27 protein-coding genes are annotated in these 26,320 nt (G+C 54.2%); 8 read left to right on the top strand and 19 right to left on the bottom strand.

All coding sequences use genetic code 11. The features are described 5' to 3' along the window. Positions 1-29 precede the first annotated feature (29 nt). Positions 30-515, bottom strand: a complete 486-nt coding sequence (soxR, locus tag BY447_RS12010; protein ID WP_013359798.1) for a redox-sensitive transcriptional activator SoxR — start codon at positions 513-515, stop codon at positions 30-32. A gap of 100 nt (positions 516-615) precedes the next feature. On the opposite strand from soxR, the gene soxS reads away from it, so the two are divergent. Together soxS and BY447_RS12000 are read left to right on the top strand one after the other, a co-directional pair. Then, complete coding sequence (gene soxS, locus BY447_RS12005; protein ID WP_013359797.1) at positions 616-1,041, top strand: superoxide response transcriptional regulator SoxS; 426 nt, start codon at positions 616-618, stop codon at positions 1,039-1,041. Positions 1,042-1,296: 255 nt separating this feature from the next. Beyond that, positions 1,297-1,578, top strand: a complete 282-nt coding sequence (locus tag BY447_RS12000) for a YjcB family protein (RefSeq protein ID WP_013359796.1) — start codon at positions 1,297-1,299, stop codon at positions 1,576-1,578. Between the two features lie 54 nt (positions 1,579-1,632). On the opposite strand, the gene BY447_RS11995 is transcribed toward BY447_RS12000, so the two are convergent. Together BY447_RS11995 and BY447_RS11990 are read right to left on the bottom strand one after the other, a co-directional pair. Next, positions 1,633-2,583 (bottom strand): ATP-grasp fold amidoligase family protein, encoded by a 951-nt coding sequence (locus tag BY447_RS11995; RefSeq protein ID WP_013359795.1) that lies wholly within the window; start codon positions 2,581-2,583, stop codon positions 1,633-1,635. A gap of 8 nt (positions 2,584-2,591) precedes the next feature. Then, the gene (locus tag BY447_RS11990) at positions 2,592-3,848 is read right to left on the bottom strand and encodes an oligosaccharide flippase family protein (RefSeq protein WP_013359794.1); all 1,257 of its coding nucleotides are present in this window, start codon (positions 3,846-3,848) and stop codon (positions 2,592-2,594) included. Between the two features lie 524 nt (positions 3,849-4,372). Here BY447_RS11990 and BY447_RS11985 point away from each other — a divergent pair. Beyond that, entirely contained in the window at positions 4,373-4,768 is a 396-nt protein-coding gene (locus tag BY447_RS11985) for a transposase (protein ID WP_013359793.1), read from the top strand. A gap of 923 nt (positions 4,769-5,691) precedes the next feature. Here BY447_RS11985 and BY447_RS11980 read toward each other — a convergent pair. Next, the gene (locus tag BY447_RS11980) at positions 5,692-6,651 is read right to left on the bottom strand and encodes a DMT family transporter (protein ID WP_110331200.1); all 960 of its coding nucleotides are present in this window, start codon (positions 6,649-6,651) and stop codon (positions 5,692-5,694) included. Positions 6,652-6,728: 77 nt separating this feature from the next. Further along, positions 6,729-7,556: an AraC family transcriptional regulator gene (locus BY447_RS11975; protein ID WP_110331199.1), complete on the bottom strand. Its 828-nt coding sequence runs from the start codon at positions 7,554-7,556 to the stop codon at positions 6,729-6,731. A gap of 119 nt (positions 7,557-7,675) precedes the next feature. Here BY447_RS11975 and BY447_RS11970 point away from each other — a divergent pair, with 119 nt between their 5' ends. Then, the gene (locus BY447_RS11970) at positions 7,676-8,197 is read left to right on the top strand and encodes an isochorismatase family protein (protein ID WP_098051782.1); all 522 of its coding nucleotides are present in this window, start codon (positions 7,676-7,678) and stop codon (positions 8,195-8,197) included. A 69-nt stretch (positions 8,198-8,266) separates the two neighbouring features. On the opposite strand, the gene ssb1 is transcribed toward BY447_RS11970, so the two are convergent. Then, positions 8,267-8,824, bottom strand: a complete 558-nt coding sequence (ssb1, locus tag BY447_RS11965) for a single-stranded DNA-binding protein SSB1 (protein WP_033734905.1) — start codon at positions 8,822-8,824, stop codon at positions 8,267-8,269. A 224-nt stretch (positions 8,825-9,048) separates the two neighbouring features. Between ssb1 and uvrA the strand changes: the two genes are divergently transcribed. Beyond that, positions 9,049-11,877 carry an excinuclease ABC subunit UvrA gene (gene uvrA, locus BY447_RS11960; protein ID WP_110331198.1) on the top strand — a complete coding sequence of 943 codons (2,829 nt, stop codon included), beginning with the start codon at positions 9,049-9,051 and terminating at the stop codon, positions 11,875-11,877. A 232-nt stretch (positions 11,878-12,109) separates the two neighbouring features. Beyond that, complete coding sequence (locus BY447_RS11955) at positions 12,110-13,174, top strand: NAD(P)-dependent alcohol dehydrogenase (RefSeq protein ID WP_013359787.1); 1,065 nt, start codon at positions 12,110-12,112, stop codon at positions 13,172-13,174. Between the two features lie 52 nt (positions 13,175-13,226). Here the strand turns inward: BY447_RS11955 and BY447_RS11950 are convergent, their stop codons facing one another. The 6 genes from BY447_RS11950 to dnaB form a co-directional block, all read right to left on the bottom strand. Continuing rightward, positions 13,227-13,550, bottom strand: coding sequence for an MmcQ/YjbR family DNA-binding protein (locus BY447_RS11950; protein WP_013359786.1), 324 nt, complete (start codon positions 13,548-13,550; stop codon positions 13,227-13,229). Next, positions 13,550-13,969: a secondary thiamine-phosphate synthase enzyme YjbQ gene (locus tag BY447_RS11945; protein WP_110331197.1), complete on the bottom strand. Its 420-nt coding sequence runs from the start codon at positions 13,967-13,969 to the stop codon at positions 13,550-13,552. The genes BY447_RS11950 and BY447_RS11945 overlap by 1 nt, the downstream gene beginning before the upstream one ends. Positions 13,970-14,090: 121 nt before the next feature. Beyond that, positions 14,091-15,284: an aromatic amino acid transaminase gene (locus BY447_RS11940; protein WP_110331935.1), complete on the bottom strand. Its 1,194-nt coding sequence runs from the start codon at positions 15,282-15,284 to the stop codon at positions 14,091-14,093. 36 nt (positions 15,285-15,320) lie between these two features. Beyond that, the gene (locus BY447_RS11935; RefSeq protein ID WP_110331196.1) at positions 15,321-15,935 is read right to left on the bottom strand and encodes a YitT family protein; all 615 of its coding nucleotides are present in this window, start codon (positions 15,933-15,935) and stop codon (positions 15,321-15,323) included. A gap of 241 nt (positions 15,936-16,176) precedes the next feature. Then, positions 16,177-16,656: an Lrp/AsnC family transcriptional regulator gene (locus BY447_RS11930; RefSeq protein WP_003855753.1), complete on the bottom strand. Its 480-nt coding sequence runs from the start codon at positions 16,654-16,656 to the stop codon at positions 16,177-16,179. A 129-nt stretch (positions 16,657-16,785) separates the two neighbouring features. Beyond that, the gene (gene dnaB, locus BY447_RS11925) at positions 16,786-18,192 is read right to left on the bottom strand and encodes a replicative DNA helicase (protein WP_033734894.1); all 1,407 of its coding nucleotides are present in this window, start codon (positions 18,190-18,192) and stop codon (positions 16,786-16,788) included. A 96-nt stretch (positions 18,193-18,288) separates the two neighbouring features. On the opposite strand from dnaB, the gene BY447_RS11920 reads away from it, so the two are divergent. Next, the gene (locus BY447_RS11920) at positions 18,289-19,272 is read left to right on the top strand and encodes a quinone oxidoreductase (RefSeq protein WP_110331195.1); all 984 of its coding nucleotides are present in this window, start codon (positions 18,289-18,291) and stop codon (positions 19,270-19,272) included. A 222-nt stretch (positions 19,273-19,494) separates the two neighbouring features. Here the strand turns inward: BY447_RS11920 and pspG are convergent, their stop codons facing one another. The 3 genes from pspG to traF all read right to left on the bottom strand — a co-directional run bounded on the left by pspG (position 19,495) and on the right by traF (position 22,291). Then, positions 19,495-19,761: an envelope stress response protein PspG gene (pspG, locus tag BY447_RS11915; protein WP_107319239.1), complete on the bottom strand. Its 267-nt coding sequence runs from the start codon at positions 19,759-19,761 to the stop codon at positions 19,495-19,497. A 180-nt stretch (positions 19,762-19,941) separates the two neighbouring features. Further along, positions 19,942-20,934: a tRNA dihydrouridine(20/20a) synthase DusA gene (gene dusA, locus BY447_RS11910; RefSeq protein ID WP_013359779.1), complete on the bottom strand. Its 993-nt coding sequence runs from the start codon at positions 20,932-20,934 to the stop codon at positions 19,942-19,944. Between the two features lie 106 nt (positions 20,935-21,040). Beyond that, on the bottom strand, positions 21,041-22,291 hold the full coding sequence (gene traF / locus BY447_RS11905) for a conjugal transfer protein TraF (protein WP_013359778.1): 1,251 nt from the start codon (positions 22,289-22,291) through the stop codon (positions 21,041-21,043). A 451-nt stretch (positions 22,292-22,742) separates the two neighbouring features. On the opposite strand from traF, the gene zur reads away from it, so the two are divergent. Then, on the top strand, positions 22,743-23,264 hold the full coding sequence (zur, locus tag BY447_RS11900; RefSeq protein WP_033734886.1) for a zinc uptake transcriptional repressor Zur: 522 nt from the start codon (positions 22,743-22,745) through the stop codon (positions 23,262-23,264). Between the two features lie 64 nt (positions 23,265-23,328). On the opposite strand, the gene BY447_RS11895 is transcribed toward zur, so the two are convergent. The 4 genes from BY447_RS11895 to BY447_RS11880 form a co-directional block, all read right to left on the bottom strand. Continuing rightward, positions 23,329-23,541, bottom strand: coding sequence for a CsbD family protein (locus tag BY447_RS11895; RefSeq protein ID WP_013359776.1), 213 nt, complete (start codon positions 23,539-23,541; stop codon positions 23,329-23,331). Positions 23,542-23,697: 156 nt separating this feature from the next. Further along, positions 23,698-25,020 (bottom strand): MATE family efflux transporter DinF, encoded by a 1,323-nt coding sequence (gene dinF / locus BY447_RS11890; RefSeq protein ID WP_110331194.1) that lies wholly within the window; start codon positions 25,018-25,020, stop codon positions 23,698-23,700. Between the two features lie 99 nt (positions 25,021-25,119). Beyond that, entirely contained in the window at positions 25,120-25,734 is a 615-nt protein-coding gene (gene lexA, locus BY447_RS11885; RefSeq protein ID WP_013359774.1) for a transcriptional repressor LexA, read from the bottom strand. Between the two features lie 105 nt (positions 25,735-25,839). Next, the gene (locus tag BY447_RS11880) at positions 25,840-26,208 is read right to left on the bottom strand and encodes a diacylglycerol kinase (protein WP_013359773.1); all 369 of its coding nucleotides are present in this window, start codon (positions 26,206-26,208) and stop codon (positions 25,840-25,842) included. Between the last annotated feature and the right edge of the window lie 112 nt (positions 26,209-26,320).

The raw sequence follows: 26,320 nt of genomic DNA, 5'->3' as shown, positions 1-26,320 counted from the left end.
TGTGTGTTGACCTTCACCAAGTATAGACATCACTCCACAGGCGGATGTTTATCATCCTGTTCCGGGTCAAGCAGCACTGCACCCGAGCCCTGCTGACCCAGCCGGTCGCCAGGATTGCGCAGCGGACAGTCGCGCATCGACAGGCAGCCGCAGCCGATACAGCCATCCAGGTCATTGCGCAGGCGAGTCAGGGTTTCAATGCGCTTATCCAGCTCTTCGCGCCAGTGCCGGGTCAGCGCATCCCATTCCGTCGTCGACATGCGCTTATCGGGCGGAATGTGGTCAAGACTATCGCTGACCGTCGCCAGCGGGATGCCAATGCGCTGCGCAATCTTGATGATCGCCACGCGTCGCAGCACGTCGCGGCTGTAACGGCGCTGATTACCGCTGTTACGGGTGCTGAAAATGAGGCCTTTGGTTTCATAAAAGTGCAGCGCCGAGACCGCCACACCGCTGCGGCGCGCCACTTCACCGGGTGTTAAAACCGGTTTTGGATAGTTGCGTTCTTTTTTCATCAGACCCTTTACCTCAAGTTAACTTGAGGAATTATACTCCTTCTCCATTGAAACCCCTAAACTCCCATTACCCCTTATTAAGCACCAGAAGGATGAGGCCATGATGCAAGAAGAGATCATTCATTCCCTGACGGACTGGATTGACCAGAACCTCGATAAGAGCCTGTCGATTGATGAGGTTGCGGCAAAATCAGGCTATTCGAAATGGCACCTGCAGCGTATGTTCCGTTCCGTGACGAAACAGACGCTGGGTGGCTATATTCGTGAGCGCCGCCTGACGCTGGCCGCAGAAGCGCTATCGCAGACACAGCGTCCGGTGTTTGATATCGCGATGCAATATGGCTATGACTCGCAGCAGACCTTCTCCAGGGTGTTTCGTCGTCAGTTTTCACAGACCCCGACCGCTTACCGCCACACCATGCGCCGCCAGGCGATTCAGCGCCCTCGCCTGCTGAGTTTTGGCTGTAACGACGGCATTACCAGCTTTACCCAGCGCACCACCGGCGAGTGCTGCCCGGTCCGTTAATTCTTTGCTGCGCCCGCTCCGGGCGCATCTGCCTGATTTCCCCCGCCGTTCTTCTTCTGCTGCTCACTTTTTCCGCACGTCTCTACCATACAAGAGTCAAATTTTGTTCAAAATTTAAAATCGGGTGATATAATGTGACCCAAGTCACACTTTGAACCTGGGTTGACGGCAAAAAAGTCCTACCTGACACACTTTTTTGTCGCCGGTGATGTCCGCAGATTGTCAGGAATACTTACTGATATTGAGGTCCGGCCGATGGCTACGTTAACCGCCAGTTTTCTTGTTATGCGTTGGGAACTGCTGAGCGCAATCATGATGTTTTTTGCCAGCACCCTGAAAACCAAACTTCGTCAGGACAGCCGTCACGTGATGGCCTTTATGTGTGGCGGGATTGGTTTAGGCATGACCTGCTGGTTTGTTACCGGTCTGATGGGCATTACCCTGAGCATGGAAAACGTGCATAACTTCGTGGAAATCTCAAAGCACGCCTTTATTGATGCGATGAGCCAGGCGCCTGCTGACTGGCCGATGCCCTGATTTTTACGCATAAAAAACCCCGCTTAGCGGGGTTTTTTATATTGCTGTGTGAACTTAAATTTTCTTCAACATGGCAGGGATATTAACATCCTGCACTGTAACGCCCGGGCTCTGCGTTCCGCGGCGGTCCTGAATCCACATATCTCCCATCATCTGGTTTAAACCACGATCCAATCCGGTAACCAGCCCTGCACCTGGGGTGAAGGTCAGTTCGCCAAAGTAGATGTGCTCGTCATGGATATACCAGTCCACACGCACGTAGTCGAAATCACTGGCCAGCTTTTTGCTCAGTTCGAGCGCATGTTCCAGTGACGGCATAATCGGTGAAACATCCAGACCGGTATCGCGAATCTTGTGATAGGCCTCATTGAGGTTATTCACGTAGAAATTCATCGACAGCAGCGGCTGACAGCGGTTGTAGATCACCTGCAGCACATATTCGAACCGGCCATCACGCTTGTTGAACATATGAAACTTGTAATCGATCGGCGCGCTTTTGCCATCACCAATGTACTTCTCAACCAGGATGCGTGGCTTGATGTAGCGATAGTGAATCTCACGCGCTTCGTTGGCGAAGTCGGTCTTCAGCCAGCGATAGCAGTCATGAATGATCTGCTGCTTGCGCAACGCGTCCGGCTCTTCCAGCAGAATTTCTACCATGTTGGAAGCGTGGTTCGGCTTGATCACCGTTCCCTTCCAGCAAGGCAGGCTGTTCAGCGTGGTCGGGTCAGTGGTTTCGTGTACCAGCGGGATCAGGTATTCATTACCGATTTTTTCAGCAATGAATTCGCGCACCGAGTACTTATCTGACAGACGACCGTAGTTCTGGTAATCGCCGAAGATAAACTTACGGTACAACACCTTCTCGTTGAACACTTTTGGCTGACGCAGATTGGGCAGCTTTCTGAACTTATGGAAGTAGTAGATGCGGTCCTGATAAGCCCAGGGCATCTTCTTGATAAAGTACTGCACACTTTTTCTGAGTTCTTCTTTCAACTTGAGCATATCTGACCTCATTTGTATGTTTTGTAGTTGAGTGAGGAAACCTGAATCTTTTGAATGACGCCGTTTTTAAAGAAGTAATTCATTACGGTCAGGGACAAAAGTTCTGAAAGGAAAACGCTCCACGCGGCCCCCATGATGCCGTGACCCTGGATCAACCACCAGGAGAGCGGCAGACTGATGACCATCAGGCAGATGATTTTCCTCAGCAAGTAGTTAAATCCTCCCTCTTTGACCATGTAGCGATACGCTACGGTCCCCATTGCCGAAAAGCTGGTCGCTATCGACAGCAACGTAATGAGACTTCCTGACTGTGTGTATTCCGGTCCGTACAACGCGATGATGATCTGCTCGCCGTAAAGCGAAATGACCAGCAGCATCAGCAATGAAACTGCCATAACGTAGCCATTGAGCCGGGCAGCCAGCTTAATAGCCACCTCGCCGCGCTCCCTGAAGATTTCAGTGAAGCAGGAGGTGATCAGCGCAACCGGGATAAAAATCCAGGAGGCGGAAATGGTATTTGCCGCCGCAAACAGACCGAGGTCGCGCGCAGGCGCCGTGCCTGCCAGAAACATCTGCGCCGCTTTAACCTGCACCGAGATAAAGATGCTGGAGATCGCCAGCGGCAGACCGGCATACATCAGATAGCGCAGATAGGCGGTGCGCTTTTCGCGCGGCGGCATCTGATCCTGATGGTCCTGATAGAAGTTGTGACGCTTGATCAGGTAAGGCACCAGCGTCACGGCAACAATCGACAGCGTCAGCCAGAGCGGATTAAGACGCAGCCAGGCGACGGTAAAGCTGATGCCGAAACTCAGCAGCATGCCCACAGCGTTAGCGATGGTGTTAAGACGCGAAGCAAGACGTGCGTTGTTATAAACGCTGAAGGTGTCCTGGGTAACAAAAACCGAGGCAACAAATGAGGCCAGTGCAAACGCCAGGAAGTTTTCCTGCATGTTGTACCAGACCCAAATTAAGACTGGCACCGACGTGACCAGCAATAGCACCATGCGCAGCGTACGGGCGATGGTCATCAGGCGCAGGCCTTTCGACGCATTTTTGCTGACGCGCTTAAACAGAATGGTTTCGGTGCCAAAGATTGCGACGGTTTGCACCATGGCAAATAGTGAAGTAGAAAACGCCATCTGGCCAAACACCGTTGGACCAAAGGATTTAGCCACGTAAGACGTCACAAAAATGACGCCAAAAACGGAGATGATCTTCTCAGACATCATCCAGGCGGCATTAGACATTACGCTCAATTTCATCGACTCTTCCTTAGTATTACTCAACTACAACCGCTTCGGTACAACATCCCTGTAACGAATTAATAAGCGCTCAGTGGGCCTGGCGAAAATGTATGACTTCAGACCAAACTGGTCCGAAAATTGAGATGTAAATCATGATCCGGAGAGTGAATTCAGGATAATTCTTATTATAAATGGCGCGAATCACTTCTGATGGAAACGATTTCAGGCTGAAAATAAAACAACCTTAAAGAGCTATACCGGCATATTAATCAAGTCGGCGAAGCTAAATATCCAGTGTACGTAGAATTTTTTCGTATTTTGGATGCGATGAATTTATAACAAAAACCCGCCTCCAGGAAGGCACGCCCCCCGGATAAGAATAAAATAAGATTTATCCCATGATGATATTTCTTCTAAATATCTTAATTTAGGCTTCGCAATTCAATTCGCGCACTTTAATACTGCCTTAATAAAATCTTACAGTGCCAGAAATTATTAAAGTCATTCTCATCCATTAATCGATAAGAAAGGTAAGAGCATTTATGAGAAAGTCACGATACAGCGAAGATCAAATCACAAATGCCATTAAAGCTTCTGAATCGGGCGTGAAAGTCAGAGAGATTTGTGAAGAGTTAGGCATCTCTGAAGCCACGTTCTATAGCTGGAAAAAGAAGTTTTCTGGGTTGTCTTCGGAAGAAGGCAGAAAAATCAAGGAGCTGGAAGAAAAACTGCAGAATGTCACACGTGAACTGCAGACGCTCAACTCGGACAAAGAGATGCTGCAGAGCGTTCTGAAGCACTTCTTTACTACTAATGAAAAACGACAGGCTGTGGATTTCCTGCAGACCACCTTCGACATTGGCACCCGCCGCAGCTGCCGCTTATTAGATATCAGCCGCAGCGTATACCACTATCCGTCAGGCACGGAGAATCGCTAAACCTAATGCTACCGCGCTTTTTAGACTTAACGCTGAGATTTGTTCTTACCAGAAGAGATGAAGATCATTTAACAGGACAATTGCGGCACCCTTTTCCGCTCCATTTATAACTAATGAATGGCTTCACGGCTAAGCTTCTTTTTTTGCGGTAAAATTGATTCACAACAGCAAAAGTCTCGCACTCCACGCCTTATCTTCCCCTCCCAATCTCGTTTACGCGGGATTGGGCCTTCCCTTTTTTAGTTTAGTCCTGCTAATCGTCGGAACTAAATCGTCTCAATATCATTAAGCCGCTTTGAACATCGCACAAACATTAATCACCGTAAATTTGAGTTAATGATGGACCTGCCTGAAATTTTGCGGTTGCGCTTTAATTCCCGATGATGGGTTTATTGCATTAACTTACTCCAGGATTAATCCGGGTTAAATAGTTTATTACTCCTTATCACTAACGTTATGGGTCTATCTTTTGACTCTCTTCATTGCGCATCATTGATGCCAGAGATTAATCTTTAATTATTAACGCAGCGGCGGAATTCTCTTACTCATTTATCACTGAGTGAAGTTAATGGTGGTTTTTAGTCCCCTTTTCTCAGGTCCATAACGCAATAAACAGCAGTGGATAAAAGCGTAACGTCCATAATGCTGCGCTATTTTTCCTGATTAATGACCGATATCTGACCGGTGAACGGTTGCCAGCGCTGGAACAGGCCACTTTCAGCCGCCAGAAAGGGCCGTTTTTTTACTGACAAAGGGAGGATGAAGGGGGTTATCGGGGGATACCGGACAACAGTGCGGAACCATGAAATCGATTTCGCGGTATAAATCTGCCGGAGAGCGAGCAAATCAGGATAGGGTTTAATCTTAAAAAGCCGCGTGGCGTCTTGTCCGCGCGGTAAAGGCATTCAGGTGAGCTTTACGGTTTACTCTTTAATCGCGACGACCTGGGGTTGGGGTTTGATGCGCATTGCCCAGATCACACCCGCTATCAGACAAACAATGCCCATCAGAGTGAGCTGCGGCGGCCAGCGTTGATACCAGAGAAAAGTCCATAACAGGCCAAAGAGTATCTCGAAAACGATCAGCGGCCCCATCAGTACGGTAGGCAGACGCTGGCTGGCAGCATTCCAGCATAAGGTACCCAGCCAGGAACAGAGCAGGCCAATCGTCAGCATCAATGCGATGAATACCATGGGTCGCGGCCCGAACGGCAGCGAAAAATCGGGCTGCTGCCAGGCGAGCTGAACGCTGACCAGCGCGTACAGGATCAGTGCCATCGGCAGCGTCACCAGCCCCTGCGCGGTAGCCCAGGTTGAGGGGCGCAGTTCGGGATGCGTACGCAGCCAGCGGGCATTACGCAGCGGATACCAGGTCCAGCAGACTACCGCCAATAGTGCCAGCACGATACCGGTCAGATAACGACTGAGATCCAGCGTAGCACCCTGACTCTGCAGCTCCGCCGCGTTCACGCAAAGCAAGCCAGCCGCCATCATGACCAGTGCCGGGAACAACCGCCGCCACGGCAATCGTCCTTCAAGATGGCCATAACAGAGATTAGCCGTGACGGCGATCACCACCGGCAGCGTGCCGATAATCATGGTGGAGACCGGCCCGCCGGTTCGCTGAATGGCGTTAGCCAGAAACGCATAGTAAAAGAGGTTTCCCACCAGCGAGAGCTTTACGGCCTCAAGCCAGTCAGCGCGTGACAGCTGACGCAGACGACGACGGCTGTGCCAGGCCAGCGGTAGCGCAATCAGCCCAAACGCCACATAACGTCCCGCCGATTGCAGCGCGCCAGGATAGTCCGGCACCAGCAGCGGCCCGACAAAGATTAGCCCCCACATCAGTCCGGCAGTGACGGCAAACATAATTCCCGCAAACATGATTTCTTCCTTATACAGACTTTTGGCAGAGTGTGGCGGGTTCGGGCGGGAAATGCTTGTAGCAGATTGCGGTGGTATCAGGGCTGGCGGACCTGCTTTTGATAGCGGCCCGGCGTAATGCCATAACGGTGAGCAAAGGCGCGGGTGAGATGAGCCTGATCGGTCAATCCCACCGCCGCCGCGACGCTGGCGGCCGCTTCACCCTGTGCCAGCCTTTGCTTGGCGTCAAAGAGCCGGAAAGCCATCAGCATCTGATGCGGCGTAACGTGATAGTGCTGGCGAAAGGCACGTAAGAAGTGCCACGGCGACAGTGAAGCCAGCGCCGCCAGCTCCTCCAGCCGCACCGGTTCTGCGAGGTTTGCGCGCAGAAAATCTCTGACCTGGTCGAAACGATGCCGGGCATCGGGTCTGCTCTGTGAAGACATATGCGCCAGCGGACGGATTTGCAGCAGCAGCTCAGCAATCAGGCTCTGGCGCGCCAGTTCAGATTCTGCCTGCCAGAGTGCGGCAAGCAGGCGGGAGAGCGGCTGCGCCACGCGCGGATCGGTCAGCAGCGCCTCGTTAAACCACCAACCGCGGTCGCCGGTCAGTTCATCCATCAGCTGCGGCTCAATGTAGATCATCTGATAGCGCCAGCCCTCTTCGCACGCTGACTCACCCGTGTGCAGCTCATCCGGGTTCATCATGACCAGTGAGTTCTCCGGCGCAGTATATTCGGTGCCGCGATAGCGAAAGCGCTGCGCGCCCGCTTCAATGGTGCCGATCCCAAAGGCTTCGTGGGTATGGGGTTCAAAGGCGTAGCGGGAGATGTGGGCCTGATAGAGTTCCACACCGGGCAGCTCTGCGAGTTGCCGGAACCGGGCGCGATCTTTCTCACAGGGGAAACTTGCCGGAACACCGTCCACTTCTCTCTCCTTATTTAACCAGTCTGCTAAGCATGCCTGTGACCGGGTCTGAAATGCAAAAGATTGCTATCTGCAATGCCACAGGTAACACTGTTTTTTTCAGACGGATGGGGTCAAGCATGGCACAGCGTGTGGCAGTGGTTATCGATATGCAGAATGGGGTCTTCAGCTCGCCACGCTTCGACCAGGCGGGTCGGGTGGCGCAGATTAACCGGCTGACTGAACGCGCCGACATCACCATTTTTATCCAGCACCGCGAAGGCGCGATGTGCGAGGGGAATGAGGCTTTTAATCTGCTGCCGGAACTGGTTCAGCCTGCTGGCGCGCATTACGTCACAAAAACCGCCTGCGACAGCTTCTGGCAGACAGAGCTGGCCGCACTGTTAAAGAAGCTGGCGGTGGAAGAGTTTGTGGCGTGCGGTTGTGCCACTGACTACTGTCTGGATACCACCATAAAAGTGGGTGCCAGTGCGGGCTATGCCATTACCGTGGCTGCTGATGCGCATACCACCGCCGATCGTCGCTGGGTCAGCGCTGAAGCGTTGATAAACCAGCACAATGAGGTCTGGTCCTCATTGTCGATTCCCGGCCACGTGCCACGCGTATTGAGCACAGATCAGATTGTGGCCGAATGGTCGTAACCGCCCGCAAAAGACGCGCATAAAAAAGCCCGCATAAGCGGGCTTTTTTGCACTCTCTGTCCAGCGGGATCAGAACGGAATATCGTCGTCGAAATCCATTGGAGGTTCGTTGTTATTGCTGGCCGGTGCGCTCTGTGGCTGCTGCTGCGGACGGGACTGCGCGCCGCCACTGAACTGGTTGTTGTTGCCCTGCGGCTGCTGCGGCTGACCCCAGCCATTGTTGTTGCCACCGCCCTGCGCGCCACCACCTGCTGGTGCACCCGCGTTGCCGCCCTGCTGACGGCCACCCAGCATCTGCATGGTGCCGCCAACGTTGACCACGACTTCGGTGGTGTAACGTTCCTGGCCGCCCTGATCCTGCCATTTACGGGTACGCAGCTGACCTTCGATGTAAACCTGCGATCCTTTTTTCAGGTATTCGCCTGCGACTTCAGCCAGTTTGCCAAACAGCACCACACGGTGCCATTCAGTGATCTCTTTGTTTTCACCGGTCTGCTTGTCGCGCCAGCTTTCCGACGTAGCCAGCGTAATGTTGGCAACCGCGCCACCATTTGGCATGTAACGTACTTCCGGATCCTGACCCAGATTCCCGACAAGAATCACTTTGTTAACGCCACGACTGGCCATGTTGCTGTCTCCCGATGAGTTAATGCATACAGTCTAATCTATCAATTCTAACACGTCCTGCGGACTGTTTCCCACTTTCGAGCGGGGTTCCAGTTTTAATCCCTCTCAGCTTCCCGGCCGAGAGTACTGGATATATATTCAGTCTATTTTTTGTGCCATAATGACACGTTTATTCTGGCCGTGTCGGCAAGGCACGGTGAGTGCAGCTAATCCGGGAAAGGTGAATGGATAAGATCGAAGTTCGTGGTGCCCGCACCCATAATTTGAAAAACATCAACCTGACCATCCCACGCGACAAACTCATTGTGGTAACCGGCCTGTCAGGGTCCGGTAAATCCTCACTGGCGTTTGATACGCTGTATGCGGAAGGTCAGCGCCGCTATGTGGAGTCGCTCTCTGCGTATGCGCGCCAGTTTCTTTCGTTAATGGAGAAGCCGGACGTCGATCATATCGAAGGTTTGTCGCCCGCCATTTCCATTGAGCAGAAATCCACCTCGCATAACCCACGCTCGACGGTGGGAACCATCACAGAGATCCATGACTACCTGCGTCTGCTGTTTGCCCGCGTAGGCGAACCGCGCTGCCCGGATCATGATGTGCCGCTGGCGGCGCAGACCGTGAGCCAGATGGTGGATCAGGTGCTTTCCCAGCCGGAAGGTCGTCGCCTGATGCTGCTGGCCCCGGTGGTGAAAGATCGTAAGGGTGAGCACACCAAGACGCTGGAGAATCTGGCGACGCAGGGCTACATCCGTGCGCGTATCGATGGCGAAGTGTGTGACCTCTCCGATCCGCCGAAGCTTGAGCTGCAGAAGAAGCACACCATTGAGGTGGTCATTGACCGCTTCAAAGTGCGTGAAGACCTGGCAACCCGTCTGGCGGAGTCGTTCGAAACCACGCTGGAGCTTTCCGGCGGCACGGCTATCGTGGCGGACATGGATGACAGCGACGCAGAAGAGCTGCTCTTCTCGGCTAACTTCGCCTGTCCGATTTGTGGTTACAGCATGAGCGAGCTGGAACCGCGCCTGTTCTCGTTTAACAACCCGGCGGGCGCCTGCCCAACCTGTGACGGCCTGGGCGTACAGCAATATTTTGATCCTGACCGCGTCGTGCAGAATCCCGAGCTTTCGCTGGCGGGCGGCGCCATTCGCGGCTGGGATCGTCGTAACTTTTACTATTTCCAGATGCTGCGTTCGCTGGCGGAACACCTCGATTTTGATATCGAAGCGTCATTCGGCAGCCTGCCAGACAATGTGCAGAAAGTGATTCTGTATGGCTCAGGCAAAGAGAGCATCGAATTTAAGTACATCAACGATCGCGGCGATACCTCGGTTCGTCGTCATCCGTTTGAAGGCGTGCTCAATAATATGGAGCGCCGCTATAAAGAGACGGAATCCTCTGCGGTTCGCGAAGAGCTGGCGAAGTTTATTAGCAACCGCGCCTGTGCCAGCTGTGAAGGCACCCGTCTGCGTCGTGAAGCGCGCCACGTCTTCGTGGAGAACACCACGCTGCCGACCATCTCTGAGATGAGCATCGGCCATGCGATGTCCTTCTTTGAAAACATGAAACTCAGCGGCCAGCGTGCGCAGATCGCCGAGAAAATTTTGAAAGAGATTGGCGATCGCCTGAGCTTCCTGGTCAACGTCGGCCTGAACTATCTGTCGATGTCACGCTCTGCGGAAACCCTGTCCGGGGGGGAAGCACAGCGTATCCGTCTGGCCAGCCAGATCGGTGCCGGTCTGGTCGGCGTGATGTATGTGCTGGATGAGCCTTCTATTGGCCTGCACCAGCGTGACAACGAACGACTGCTTGGCACCCTGATTCATCTGCGCGACCTCGGCAACACCGTGATTGTGGTTGAGCATGATGAAGATGCGATTCGTGCCGCAGACCACGTGATCGACATCGGTCCGGGTGCAGGCGTACACGGCGGTCAGGTGGTCGCAGAAGGCACCGTTGATCAGATTATGGCGCAGGAAGAATCGCTGACCGGTCAGTACCTGAGTGGCAAGCGTGGCATTGTGGTGCCAGAGGAGCGCGTTAAAGGCGATCCGGCCAAAGTGCTGAAGATTACCGGCGCACGCGGCAACAACCTTAAGGATGTTACGCTGACGCTGCCGGTCGGGCTGTTCACCTGTATTACCGGTGTTTCTGGTTCGGGTAAATCGACCCTGATCAACGATACGCTGTTCCCGATTGCTCAGCGTGCGCTGAACGGCGCGACCATCGCCGAACCGGCACCTTACCGTGACGTGGCAGGCCTGGAGCACTTCGACAAAGTGATCGACATCGACCAGAGCCCGATTGGTCGTACACCGCGCTCCAACCCGGCCACCTACACCGGTATCTTCACCCCGGTGCGTGAACTCTTTGCGGGCGTGCCGGAAGCGCGTTCGCGCGGCTACAATCCAGGTCGCTTCAGTTTCAACGTGCGGGGCGGACGCTGTGAAGCCTGTCAGGGCGATGGCGTGCTGAAAGTCGAGATGCACTTCCTGCCGGACATTTATGTGCCGTGCGACCAGTGCAAAGGCAAACGCTATAACCGTGAAACGCTGGAAGTGAAATACAAAGGCAAGAGCATTCACGAAGTGCTGGAGATGACGATCGAAGAGGCGCGTGAGTTCTTCGATGCCGTGCCAGCGCTGGCGCGTAAGCTGCAGACGCTGATCGATGTGGGTCTCACCTATATCCGCCTCGGTCAGTCCGCCACCACCCTTTCCGGCGGTGAAGCCCAGCGTGTGAAGCTGGCGCGTGAGCTGTCGAAGCGTGGCACCGGTCAGACGCTCTACATTCTGGATGAGCCGACCACCGGCCTGCACTTTGCCGATATCCAGCAGCTGCTGGAAGTGCTGCATAAGCTGCGCGATCAGGGCAATACCATCGTGGTGATTGAGCACAACCTCGATGTGGTCAAAACCGCAGACTGGATTGTCGATCTTGGTCCGGAAGGCGGCAGCGGCGGCGGTGAAATCCTGGTGGCGGGTACGCCAGAAACCGTGGCGGAGTGTGATAAATCCCACACCGCGCGCTTCCTGAAGCCCCTGTTACAGAAGTAATTCTCTCAGGCCCGCCGCGTGCGGGCCTTTTTTATCCCCTGCCGATTCAGCCAGAAAAATGCAGAATCAGGCAAGATTCAGACATGTATAGGCATATACGCTTTTCCTCACGCTGACTATCCTTAAGCGGTTCCTCTTTGGCACGCCCCTGGCGTCGCCCTGTTTTCGCAGCACATCCACGCTGCTGCACATCATCAAAAAACACTCACGACACATCGAAACTGGAGACACCATGAATATTACGCATGCGTATGCTGCTCAGGATGCAAAATCCAAACTGGCACCGTTCGATTTTAAGCCGCGTGAGCTGCGCGCCCATGACGTTCAGCTTGAGGTGCTGTTCTGTGGCGTTTGCCACTCAGACCTGCATCAGGCCCGTAATGAGTGGAAAAACACCATTTTTCCCGTCGTTCCGGGGCATGAAATTGTGGGTCGCGTAACTGCTGTTGGTCCACAGACGCAGAAATACAAAGTCGGCGATCTGGTTGGCGTCGGCTGTATGGTCGATTCCTGCCGCAGCTGTCCGAGCTGTCAGCAGGGTCTGGAGCAGTACTGCGAAAACGGCTTTGTCGGCACCTATAACGGCGAAGATCGCGAAACCGGCGCCATTACCTACGGCGGCTACTCAACGTCGATGGTGGTTGATGAAAGCTTTGTGCTGCGGATCCCGGAAAACCTGGAGCTGGCGGGCGTGGCACCGCTGCTGTGTGCCGGTATCACCACCTATTCGCCGCTGCGTCACTGGAATGTCGGTCCTGGCAAGAAAGTGGGTATCGTAGGCTTAGGCGGCCTGGGCCATATGGGCGTGAAGATTGCGCATGCCATGGGCGCACATGTGGTGCTGTTCACCACCTCACCATCCAAAATTGAAGATGGCAAACGTCTGGGTGCCGATGAAGTGGTGATCTCCAAAGATGCGGATCAGATGGCGCAGCACGCGAACAGCTTTGACTTCATCCTGAACACCGTGGCGGCTCAGCACGATCTCAATCCGTTCATCACCCTGCTGAAGCTGGATGGCAACATGACGCTGGTGGGCGCACCGGAGCACGATCATCCGGCACCGCAGGTCTTTAACCTGATCTTTAAACGTCGCAGCATCGCCGGTTCACTGATTGGCGGCATCGCGGAAACCCAGGAGATGCTCGATTTCTGTGGCGAGCACGGGATTACGTCAGACATTGAGCTGATCGCGATGGACCAGATCAACGAAGCGTATGAGCGCATGCTGAAAAGCGATGTGAAGTATCGCTTTGTTATTGATATTAACACCCTGCGCGATCAGTCTGCCGCGTAAGCGGTCTGATCTGAAACCCTCCTGCTCAGGTAAGAGGGTTTTTTATTGCCGTTTAACGGGCAGCCGCCGCCTGCTGGTATGAGGCATCGACCAGATAGTATATCTGCGAATCTTTCAGCGAACCGTCGAGGAACAGCGTGCTCCAGTGAGACTTATTCAGATGCTCGCTGGGAATAATATCGCTGTGCTCATCGCGCAGCAATTCGGCCAGCGCTGGCGTCGATTTCAGCGAGACGGCGGGCCGCCCTTTTACCTCGTGCACCATTGCAAACAGCACGCCGTTACTTTTAATCTGCGTGGCCTTCCAGTCATTGTGGACGCTCTGCTCCGCGCCCGGCTTGCTCATGCAATAGGTCAGTAAGTCTGAGTTATTCATTACGACTCCCCTTGTAAAGTGGCGACAATCCGCCTGGCACCGCCATCAATGCGATGCTCGCCCAGCCAGATACCCTGCCAGGTGCCCAGCACCAGACGTCCCCGCTGAACCGGTAATAACAACGAAACCCCTAAGGTCGATGATTTGATGTGCGCTGGCATATCATCACGTCCTTCGTAGTCGTGCTGATAAGGCGCATTCTCCGGCACGTGCCGCATGAAATGCTGCTCCATGTCGCTGCGCACCGTCGGGTCGCAATTCTCGTTTAAGGTTAACGACGCCGAAGTGTGCTGCAACAGCAGATGCAGCAGTCCGGTTTTGATATCATGCAGTCCGGAAAGCGAATTAACGACCTCATCGGTGACCAGATGAAACCCGCGCGACTTCGCACTCAGCGTTATAGTTTGTTGATGCCACATAGCTTATTCCTGAAACGGTTATCCCGTTTAAGTGTGCAGCATGTCGCCGAAAGGTAAACCCTGACCCATAAAAAAACCGCCAGAGAAAACCCTGGCGGTCTTGTTTACAGCCTGGCTGCTGTTACATCACGGCGGCAAACGCTTCCGCTACCTGCTGCACATTTTTGCTGTTCAGACCGGCCACACACATGCGGCCGCTGCCCACCAGATAGATGCCAAATTCGTTACGCAGGCGATCAACCTGCTGCGCACTCAGGCCGGTATAGCTGAACATGCCACGCTGCTTCAGCAGGTAGTCGAAGTTTTTACCTGGCAGCGCGGTGCTCAGTACGTCCACCAGCGACTGGCGCATCGCAAGAATGCGCAGACGCATCGCCTCTACTTCAGCCAGCCAACTGGCCTTCAGCGCCTCATCGTTGAGGACGCGTGCCACAACCTGCGCACCAAAATTTGGCGGGCTGGAGTAGTTACGGCGAACGGTAGCTTTTAACTGGCCCAGCACACGTGATGACTCTTCGGCACTGTCGCAGACGATAGAGAGACCGCCTACGCGCTCGCCATAAAGCGAGAAGATTTTGGAGAAGGAGTTACTGACCAGCGCAGGCAGACCCGCCGCCGCGACCGCGCGCAGGGCATAGGCATCCTGTTCCATACCCGCACCAAAGCCCTGATAGGCGATATCCAGGAAAGGAATCAGCTGCTGTGCTTTCAGCACCTCAACGGTCTGATCCCACTGCGCATCCGTCAGGTCAGCGCCGGTCGGGTTATGACAGCAGGGATGCAGCAACACGATGCTCTGCTCGGGCAGGGTTTTCAGGGTGCTGATAAAGGCATCAAACCGCACACCGTGGGTTTCGGCGTCATACCAGGGATAGGTATTTACCTCTAAACCTGCACCGTTAAAAATCGCGATGTGGTTTTCCCAGGTCGGATCGCTGACCCAGACGGCAGACTGCGGGAAGTAGCGCTTGAGGAAATCCGCGCCGACTTTCAGCGCGCCAGAACCACCCAGGGTCTGAATCGACGCAATACGGCCCGCTTTTAATACCGGATGATCGGCACCAAACAGCAGCGGTGCAATCGCACTACGGTAGCTGTTCAGCCCTTCCATTGGCAGATAGAGCGATGCCTGATGCGGCTCAGCATAGATCTGCTCTTCGGCAGCCGCTACAGCCTTCAGCTGCGGGATAATGTTCTGTTCGTCGTAATAGAGCCCGATACTCAGGTTAACTTTGTGTTCGCGTGGGTCTTGTTTGAAAGCTTCCATCAACGACAGAATCGGATCGCCAGCATAGGCATCAACGTTTTGAAACACGGTGTAGGTCTCCATGATTGGTCCGTAAGCGGCGGATTAAACCCGATAGCGTCCCGGACGGTGGTTCATTGCAATAATCAGGTTCAGGATCACCGCACCCGCAATCGACGTGAGCAGGATGGGGCCACTCACCACAAACAGTGACGCCAGCACGACGCAGGTATCGACTGCCATCTGCAGTTTACCCGCGCGGATCCCAAAGCGATCCTGTAGCCACAGCGCCAGAATATTGATGCCGCCCAGGCTCGCCTTATGACGAAATAACACTATAAACCCGATTCCCATGATGACGTTACCGAACAGTGTCGCATAGAAGGGGTTAAGGTCAGAAAAGTGGACGAACAGCGGGTGCAGCTGGGTGAAGAGCGACACCAGTCCGACGGCGCAGAAGGTTTTCAGGGTAAATTCCCAGCCCATGCGTTTAACCGCCAGCCAGTAAAACGGGATGTTGATCAGGAAGAACGCGCTGCCGAACGAGAGCGGCGAGAGATAGCTGATCAGAAAGGCGATACCTGCGGTGCTGCCGGTCAGCGCGCCCGCCTGTTTCAGCATAATGACGCCGAACGAGACCATCAGGGTGCCGAGCACCATCGCCAGCGCATCTTCAATGCGCGAATGCGGGACGCGGGTGGGTTCTGCGATGTTATCCATGGGGGTTTTCTCAGTGCAAATGATGCGGTTCCGATGCAAAAAACGCACCATCGTCACAGCACTGAACGTCTGTAAAGCGGATGCCAGCGATATCCCGTTGATATCTAAGGCGCTTTATAACGGAACTTTGTGCATGAATTTCGACTGATGCCGTCAACCTATGCGCCAAAGCCATCTTAAATGCGCGTTATTTGCATTAACTGCCGCCAGTGTGCACCAAAATCGCACAGCACGCACTCTTTTAGCGCGTCTTCTCTCCGGGGATCATCATCAGCCCGTTCTCTTTCATTCGTCCCAGTACCACGGAGGTTTTCACATGGGAAACGCTCTGGTGTCCGGCAACTAACTGGCTGATTAACGCACTGAGGGAGTTGAGATCGGCCACCGCCACTTTGAGGAGGTAGTCTGCATCACCCGTGGTTTTGTAGGCATCCACGATCGCCTGCTCCTGCTCCACCATGCGGTGAAAGCTCTCAACATATTCTGCGGTGTGATTAATCAGGCGCACCTCTATTAATCCCACCATGCCAAGCCCGATCGCATCGGGCGACAGCCGGGCGTGATAACCCAGGATGAGATTAGCCTGTTCCAGATTGATACGGCGGCGGGAACATTGAGAGGCAGAAAGGCCGACCAGATCGCTGAGTTCCTGATTGGTCAGACGGCCGTTAGATTGTAATAAAGTCAGGATTTTAAGGTCGTAATCGTCTACGTGAGTCATTCCGTTTCCACAGCGTAATGGGCGTCGCTTTGTTACAGATAACCCGATAACCCGAGAGGTTGTCCAACACTATTTTCTGATGATGAGGGCTGTCATGCACAGATCGTGCATGACAGCACAAAGCGGAGATTATTCGTCGTCGTATTGCGGACCCGCGTAGTTGTCGAAGCGTGACCACTGGCCATTAAAGGTCAGGCGCACCGTACCGATCGGGCCATTACGCTGTTTACCCAGGATGATCTCGGCAATCCCTTTCAGATCGCTGTTCTCGTGGTAAACCTCATCGCGATAGATAAACATGATCAAATCCGCATCCTGCTCGATCGAACCCGATTCACGCAGATCCGAGTTGACTGGCCGTTTGTCAGCACGCTGCTCCAGTGAGCGGTTAAGCTGCGACAGCGCCACCACCGGCACATTCAGCTCTTTGGCCAGCGCTTTCAGCGAGCGGGAGATCTCAGCAATCTCGAGCGTACGGTTGTCCGACAGTGACGGCACGCGCATCAGCTGCAGGTAGTCGATCATGATCATACTTAAGCCACCGTTTTCACGGTAGATGCGTCGGGCGCGCGAACGCACCTCGGTGGGCGTCAGGCCAGAAGAGTCATCGATGTACATGTTCTTCTTCTCCAGCAGGATGCCCATGGTGCCGGAGATGCGCGCCCAGTCCTCATCATCCAGCTGTCCGGTTCGGATGCGGGTCTGATCGACGCGGGAAAGTGACGCCAGCATACGCATCATGATCTGCTCGCTGGGCATCTCCAGACTGAAGATCAGCACCGGCTTCTCCTGCAGCATGGCGGCGTTTTCGCACAGGTTCATCGCAAAGGTGGTTTTACCCATCGATGGACGGGCGGCAACAATAATCAGGTCAGAGCCCTGCAGGCCGGCAGTCTTTTTATTGAGGTCCTGATAGCCAGTATCCACGCCGGTGACGCCGTCATGCGGTGTCTGATAGAGCGATTCGATACGGGAGACGGTTGATTCCAGAATCTGCTCGATGTTTTTCGGGCCAGCATCTTTATCCGCACGCGCTTCCGCAATTTTAAAGACATTCGACTCTGCGAAGTCGAGCAGCTCTTCGCTGTTACGTCCCTGCGGATCGTAGCCGGCATCAGCAATCTGGTTGGCGACGGAGATCATCTCACGTACCACTGCGCGTTCGCGCACAATGTCAGCATAAGCGCCGATGTTCGCCGCACTCGGGGTATTTTTCGCCAGCTCAGCCAGATAGGCGAAGCCACCGGCCATCTCCAGTTCGCCGCGGGTTTCCAGCGATTCAGAGAGCGTAATCAGGTCGATGGGTTTGCTGTTTTCCAGCAGCCGCTGCATCTCGGAAAAAATCAGCCGATGCGAACGGTTGAAAAAATCATTCGCGACGACGCGCTCAGAGACGTTATCCCAGCGCTCGTTATCCAGCATTAACCCACCGAGCACCGACTGCTCCGCTTCCAGAGAATGCGGGGGCATTTTCACGCCTGCGAGCTGGCGATCCTGCGTTTCGTTCGATTTGTTGGTGGGTTTATTTCCTGCCATAGTGAATGCATTACCGATCTTCTGTGGGGACGCGCAAGTATACCTTAGTTGGGGTGCGCGCCTCACCCTCATGATGAAACAATCACAGGAGTCAGAATGGCAAAGCGTATTCAGTTCAGCGCGCATGGCGGCCCGGACGTCTTAGAGTGGACAGATTTTGAACCTGCTGACCCGGCTGAACATGAAGTGCAGGTTGAGCATCGCGCTATCGGGATTAATTACATCGATACCTATGTTCGCAGCGGGCTCTATCCGGTTGCCGCTTTTCCCTCTGGCCTGGGAACGGAAGCCGCAGGTGTGGTGTCGCGGGTTGGCCGTGGCGTGACTCTGTTTAAACCTGGCGATCGCGTAGTCTACTGTCTGGCATCGATGGGGGCCTATAGTGAAGTGCACAACGTAGCGGAAGATCGCCTGATGCATCTTCCGGAGGCGATCAGCTTTGAGCAGGGTGCGGCAAGCTATCTGAAAGGACTGACTACACAATATCTGCTGCGTCAGACCTATAAAATCAGCGCCGGTGAGACCTTTCTGTTTCATGCCGCGGCGGGCGGCGTCGGGTTAATCGCCTGTCAGTGGGCAAAAGCGCTGGGTGCGCATTTGATCGGCACCGTGGGTTCAGCAGAAAAAGCCACCATGGCTAAGAACGCCGGTGCCTGGGCCACCATTAACTACCGCGAAGAGAATATTGCGCAGCGCGTCAGCGAACTGACAGAAGGGAAAAAAGTGGGTGTCGTGTATGACTCCGTGGGTAAAGATACCTGGGAAGCATCGCTGGATTCGCTGCGCCGTCACGGTCTGATGGTCAGTTTTGGTAATGCATCGGGTCCGGTGACCGGCATCGATCTGGGCATTCTGAATAAGAAAGGCTCGCTGTTTGTGACCCGTCCTTCCCTGTTTGGCTATATCACCAATCGCCAGGAGCTGGAGACCGCCAGTGCCGAGCTGTTCTCCCTGCTGGCGAGCGGCGCGATCAAGGTTGATGTGCCGGAGCAGCAGAAGTTTGCGCTGAAAGAGGCCAGCCAGGCGCACCAGATGCTGGAGAGCCGCGCCACACAGGGATCATGCCTGTTAATCCCGTAACAGCCAGCACCCCGTAAGCAACAAAAAGGGCTTCCCATGGGAAGCCCTCTTCTTTTTTTTATTTTTTGTTCGCGCTGGTGTAGGGACAGCGGCGATGAATTCATGTCGAGTCGATGGCACATCGATTTGACGACAGGCATCCTGCCAGAAAACATAAGTAAAAAATATGTTTAATTACAGATCAGCGCCGAACAATCTCTCACACTGTGATCGCTACCGCATTTAGCGCCAGCCTTTGCGGTCTAACCTGTTGATCTTACGTCTCAGCTTACGGCGCGCTCGCTCATCACTGTCGCCAAAAAAGGCACGATGCAGCCATACAGCGATGACCGCCAGCACCAGCCACGGCAACACTTTGATAACAAGTGCAAACAGTCCACCGACAAACATCACGAGGGTAGCGACCACCAGTGCCGCCAGCACGCCCAGCAGTGAAACACCGGTCAGCAACAGCATCAGGAAAAACCCCAATACGAATAAAATTTCCACGTCAGCGCTCCTTTTAAAATCAGTTGTTATAGCTATTACAAAAAGCGTGCCAACTGATAACTTATTGATTTAAAGCTGATAAGGATTAAAAAAGGTGTAGCGACCTGGTGAGAAAAACCACATTCTGGCGTAAAAAAAACCAGCTTATCAGAGCTGGTTTATCAGGGTTACGATCACGGATCAGACTTCCTGTGGGATCTTATCCGCCACCAGCGCCAGCGCGGCTTCCAGTACGCGAACATCCGCCCCCGGCTTGTGAGCGTTTTCACTCAGGTGACGTCGCCACTGGCGGGCGCCCGGAATACCCTGGAACAGTCCCAGCATATGGCGTGTGACGTGTCCCAGATATGTGCCCTTCGCCAGTTCCGCTTCGATATAGGGATACATGGCGCGCACCACTTCCACCGGGTTTGCCGCCGGGTGCTGACGACCAAACAGCGTCTGATCGACCTGCGCCAGAATGCCGGGGTTTTGATAGGCTTCGCGTCCCATCATCACACCGTCCAGGTGCTGCAGGTGGGTCTGTGCCTCTTCCAGCGTTTTTACGCCGCCATTAAGCGCGATCGTCAGATGCGGGAAATCGCGTTTCAGCTGATATACGCGTGGATAGTCCAGCGGTGGAATTTCGCGGTTCTCTTTGGGGCTGAGGCCAGAGAGCCAGGCTTTGCGCGCATGGATGATAAACGTCTCACACTCACCGCGACCCGCCACCGTGCCGATAAAGTCCGTCAGGAATTCATAGCTGTCCAGCTCATCAATCCCGATGCGGGTTTTCACCGTCACCGGAATGGAGACCACATCGCGCATCGCTTTAATCGCATCCGCGACCAGATTCGCCTCGGCCATCAGGCAGGCACCAAAACGACCATTCTGAACCCGATCCGAAGGACAGCCGACATTCAGGTTTACTTCATCGTAGCCGCGCTGCTCTGCCAGCTTCGCACACTGCGCCAGCGCCGCCGGATCGCTACCGCCAAGCTGCAACGCGACCGGATGTTCCGCCTCGCTGTATGCCAGGTAATCCCCTTTGCCATGAATGATCGCGCCTGTGGTCACCATTTCGGTGTAGAGCAGCGTGTCACCGGTCAGCTGACGATGAAAATAGCGACAGTGGCGATCGGTCCAGTCGAGCATGGGGGCGATAGAGAAACGTTGCGAAGAGAAATTAGGCATGAAGCGCAGACAATCCGGTAATTAAGGGTGATGGAATTCTGTGCAAGGATAACACAAGGGCGGGCGATAGTGCATCGCCCGCCCCCGAACAGCCTGAATATCGTGCTTAGAAGTTAAAGCCCAACTGCATCATCGCGCCCCAGGTGTTGTTAGCCCCCACCGAGCCAGCCAGATCCAGATGGACAGCTTTGTTAAACGGTGACAGACCAAAACCTGCGGTGGCAACATTTTCGTCGTTAGACCGCATGTCCGCACGATAACCGGCACGTAGTTGCAGCCAGTCAAGCACGCGGTACTCCGCGCCCACTGCCGCATACTGGCTGTTATCCTGGGTTTTGAAGCGTTTGGTTTCAGTCAGATCCACATCGCCTGTCACGGTAAACGGCCCTTTATCCCAGGATAGTCCGGTGGTGACCAGCGGGCGAATCTGGTAGGTATCGCGGAACCCGTTGACCTCTTTGGTCTGCAGATCGCGCGAAACCAGGTTCTGTCCGGTCACACCCAGCGTCCAGTTTTCAGCAAAGGTGGTCGCCAGACCGGCATCAACGTTAAAGCCGGTGTCGGTGCTGCGATACTGGCTATTGTTGATGTCGTTCTTGTCGTAGTTATAGATGCTGGCAGTGTAGTTATAGAGCGAGGTTTTCTGCACTTTCGGCGTTACGCCCACCGAGACCGGCTGACCGGCGATGGTGAACTCATGCGCGACCGCCACACCATAATCAATGGTGAGTGCCGCTAAGCCATTTGCACTGGAACGCAGGTTATTTTGATCGCCAGGACGTGGCAGCACCGTTCCGTTAGCAACACCGCGCAGGTAGTCGATATCACCCTGGACCACGTTGGCACGGACGTGCGCCGTACCGTAGGCTTTGGTAATAAACGCAAAAGGCAGGGTCTCATTAGGGATCGTGACGGCCACGGCCACGCCTGCACTGCCGTCCGCTTTGTTACCGCGCAAATCGCTGAGCTTGTCAGCAACATCGCCGGAGGCAGCACGCAGTTCAGGGTAGCCACGCAGATAATCCGCAAAAGTCAGGTTACCAATCACGTCGCGATAGCGATCCACGGTGTCGGTAATATCATCGACTTTATCAATCAGCTTATCTTTATCAGTAACCTGAATTCCTGCCGAGGGAATAATAATGCTGACGTTATCGTCAGATTTAGCACGCGTCATTAATGCCGGGTTCGCCAGCACTGCTGAGCCATAAACAGAAGATGCTACGCCGGTGCCTCCCATGGCGTCATTACGTGCATCATACCAGGTCCCTGCCGCCATGGCGGAAGAAGAAAGGAAAAGCGCGGTCGCTGCAGCGGAATACTTCAGCGCTGAACGTTGAGCGGATTTTTTCACCATTTGCCTGCCATCACCTGAGAAATTGTCATTGAAACATTCAACGACTGAATAGTTTGTTAGCCCTATTGTGAACCCTGGCTAACGCGTTATTGCTGTGAATTCAAAGGAAACAGTGTCTTAATTCAAAGGATTGGACGTTTTCCAATCAAAAAACCGTTGTAATTGTTCAGACTGTGTCGGGTTATTTCAAATACTGCCAGACTTTCCTTAAGTCTTTCTGAACATTACTTCTTAACTCAGTGAGATGCAAAGCAAAATGCCAACAAATTCCGCTTCATGTCGATTGAGAATGGATCTGATTTCTCGTCAGATTTGAGATAGATAGCGGCTGAAATTCTTAAAATGCTGCTTTATCAGGCAAATAATGCTGTTTTAACAGGCGAAAACGAACATCAGCGCCGCAAAACCATGTGTGATAAAATAACATCACTTATCCAGCGGAGAATTTTTCATGACAAACATGACGTCGCAGCAAATTTTGATTCAGGCCGAAAAAATGTGCCTGCAGCGCGGTGTACGTCTGACTTCGCAGCGTGCTGAGGTATTGCGCCTGATGGCCGAACAGCCTGGCTCGATCAGCGCCTACGATCTGCTGGATCAACTCCGCATCAGCGAACCGCAGGCCAAGCCGCCCACCGTCTATCGTGCGCTGGATTTCCTGCTGGAGCAGGGTTTCATACATCGGGTGGAGTCCAACAATAGCTACGTTATGTGTCACCACTTTGAGGCACCGGCGCATACGTCAGTGATGCTGGTCTGCGACCGCTGTGCAGCAGTAACGGAGAAACAGGCGCAGGGCGTGGAGAAGATTATCGCGACGCTGGCGGGTGAAGCGCAGTTCGCTTTACGCCACAGTGTGATTGAAGCGCATGGCCTGTGTGAAAATTGTGCTGCAGTAGAAGCCTGTACGCACCATGAAAGCTGCGAACACGATCATCAGGATGAGGGGAAAAAGCGGGGAAAACGCGGGTAACTGGCGCATCCTTGTGTGGTTCCGGTGCGGGTGCACCGGAACGTGTTAACTGATCAGCGCTGCATTACCAGCGGTGGTCTTTATTCTGGCCTTCCCAGTCCGTCACTTCACGCTCAGCTTCATCTTTCGCATAGCCATAACGTTCCTGGATTTTGCCGACCAGCTGATCGCGTTTGCCTTCGATAACCTGCATGTCATCGTCGGTCAGCTTGCCCCATTTCTCTTTCATTTTGCCTTTGAACTGCTTCCAGTTGCCGCTTGCTTCGTCTTTATTCATGGCAGACCTCCAATCCTCGGGGTTTAACAATTATCTTGTTACTTAACAAAATAACGATATAAAGCGCTGGTTAACTGCGCCGGATAAAGTTAATTGTAGCAACCAGATTCACAAACCCGGAATAATACGGAATAATCTGTATCAATCTGTGCAGCGTCAGGCATCAAACCAGCTGTTCTGACGCCAGTGCCTGCGCCAGATGAGCCACAGTGACAGACCGCGCAGCGCCAGGAAAACCGTTACCGCCAGCCACAGTCCATGATTGCCCAGCGCCGGTACGCTCAACAGCGTCAGAAAGTAGCCTGCTGCTGCTATCACCATGCTATTACGCATCTCACGTCCGCGTGTCGCGCCGATAAACATCCCATCCAGCAGATAACACCAGACGCCGATCAGCGGCATAACGATCTGCCAGACCAGATAGCGGTCAGCACTTTGTTGAAGCGAAGGAAGGGAGGTCAACAGGGTAACAATCTGCGGGCCAGCAATGGCATAGATCAGCGAGAAGAACAGCGCCACCACCACCGCCTGCCGACAGGCAGAGTGCCAGACACGCCGCAGTTTGCCGCCATCTTTTGCACCATGCGCCTCGCCGGCAAACGCTTCAACCGCGTAGGCGAAGCCATCCAGCGCATAGGCCGTGAACGTAATGAACATCAACAATACCGCGTTAACTGCCACCACATCCGGGCCCAGCCGCGCGCCCAGCACGGTCAGCGAGGCGAAACAGAGTTGCAGCATCAGTGAGCGCAGCATAATATCCCGGTTCAGCCGTAGCAGCCGGCCGCTGTCACCGCGCCAGCTCTGCTTCAGCAGGCTCAGGGGAATACCGCGCAGCTTCAGGACCCGCCAGACCATGATGCTGCCGACACCCAGCGTAATGTACTCCGCCAGCGCCGTGGCGGTTGCCGCACCCGCGACACCCCAGTGCAGACCCATCACCAGCCAGAGATCGAGCACGATATTAACCACATTGCCCACCACCAGCAGGATCACCGGCGCGCGCGCATACTGCACGCCCAGCAGCCAGCCCAGAATGACCAGATTTGCCAGCGTAGCAGGCGCACTGAGCCAGCGAATCTGAATAAACAGTGCCGCCTGTTCCAGTACCGCAGGTTTGCCGCCAACCAGATGGGTCGCCAGCTGAATAATCGGATAACGTAAAGCGATGAACAGTCCACCTGCCAGCAGCGCAATAATCAGCGGCTGCGTCAGTGCGCGTGCCAGCGCAGTTTTATCGCCCGCACCAAACGCCTGCGCCGTAAGGCCAGTCGTGCTCATTCGAAGGAAAAGCAGCAGCATAAAGAGGAAGCTGGTCACCGTGGTCCCGACCGCAACCCCGCCAAGATAGACAGGGCTGTCGAGATGACCAATTACTGCCGTATCGACCACCCCCAGTAAGGGAACGGTGATATTTGAAAGGATCATTGGCAGCGCAAGCCGCCAGAGATTTTTATCGGTTGCCGTGATAAAGCGCATTCGCCGTTCCGTGCTCGGTGTCGCTGCGCAAAACAGGCAGCGACAAAATTAGGGCAGACAGAATAGCATCAGAAAAGGCGAATGCACGCAGGCCTCAAATCAGAGCCACTCGCCGTTGCGCACCACACCAACCGCCAGACCTTCAATGGTCAGGGACTGTGCACGGGTATCGACAACAATCGGGTCAAAATCACTGTTTTCAGGCAGCAGATGCACGATAGCACCCTGCTTTTTCCAGCGCTTAACGGTGACTTCATCATCAATGCGGGCAACGACAACCTGGCCGTTTCGTACATCCTGGGTTTTATGTACCGCGAGCAGGTCGCCATCCATAATCCCGATATCTTTCATCGACATTCCGCTGACGCGCAGCAGGAAGTCGGCAGACGGCTTAAACAGGCCCGGATCGACCTTGTAGTGGGTTTCGATATGTTCCTGCGCCATGATCGGCTCACCGGCAGCAACACGGCCAATCAACGGTATGCCTTCTGAGGCTTCTTCTTCCATTAGCAGACGAATGCCGCGCGATGCACCCGAAACGATCTCAATGACGCCTTTACGCGCCAGCGCTTTCAGGTGCTCTTCTGCCGCATTCGGTGATCGGAAGCCCAGTTGTGCAGCAATCTCTGCGCGCGTAGGCGGCATGCCTGTTGAAGAAATATGGTCGCGAATCAGGTCATAGACCTGCTGCTGCCTGCTGGTTAATGCTTTCATCCCGCCCCCTGGTTGTTTATACAGTCGCTGTGAGTATATACAGGTATTGGCGAAATGGAAACCGATTGTCAGGCAAAACGCGGCTTCCGGCGCGATATGGAACGCTTATCGCAAATGTGTCCAGAGCAGCGCGATCCAGACAAACAGTGCCAGTAAGATGCTGATCAGTACCGCCGCAGAGCCCATATCTTTGGCCCGGCCCGCCAGCGGATGATGCTCCTGACCGATGCGGTCAACGACCGCTTCAATGGCGCTATTGAGGATTTCAACAATGACCACCAGCACCACCGACCCAATCATCAGGATGCGTGAGACCACATCGACATCCAGCCAGCAGGCGATAATAATGGCGACCAGCGCAGCCAGGGCTTCCTGACGAAACGCCGCTTCATGTTGCCAGGCGGCACGCAGTCCCTGCCAGGAGTAACCTGCGGCTTTAACTATTCTGATAAGTCCGGTGGCATTATTTGCCATGATGTGGGAACCCTTTTATCGGATTGACGTCAATGTCTGGGCTGCGTGCAATTGGCACCACCACAGATCTTCGCTGCACTTTCTGGTATGCTTGCGGCGCTTTGCTAACAAG

The organism is Pantoea sp. JKS000250 (assembly GCF_003201065.1).
Lineage (GTDB): Bacteria > Pseudomonadota > Gammaproteobacteria > Enterobacterales > Enterobacteriaceae > Pantoea > Pantoea vagans.
Note: the sequence above shows the minus strand (reverse complement) of the source record. Positions and strands in the feature narration are given on the sequence as shown.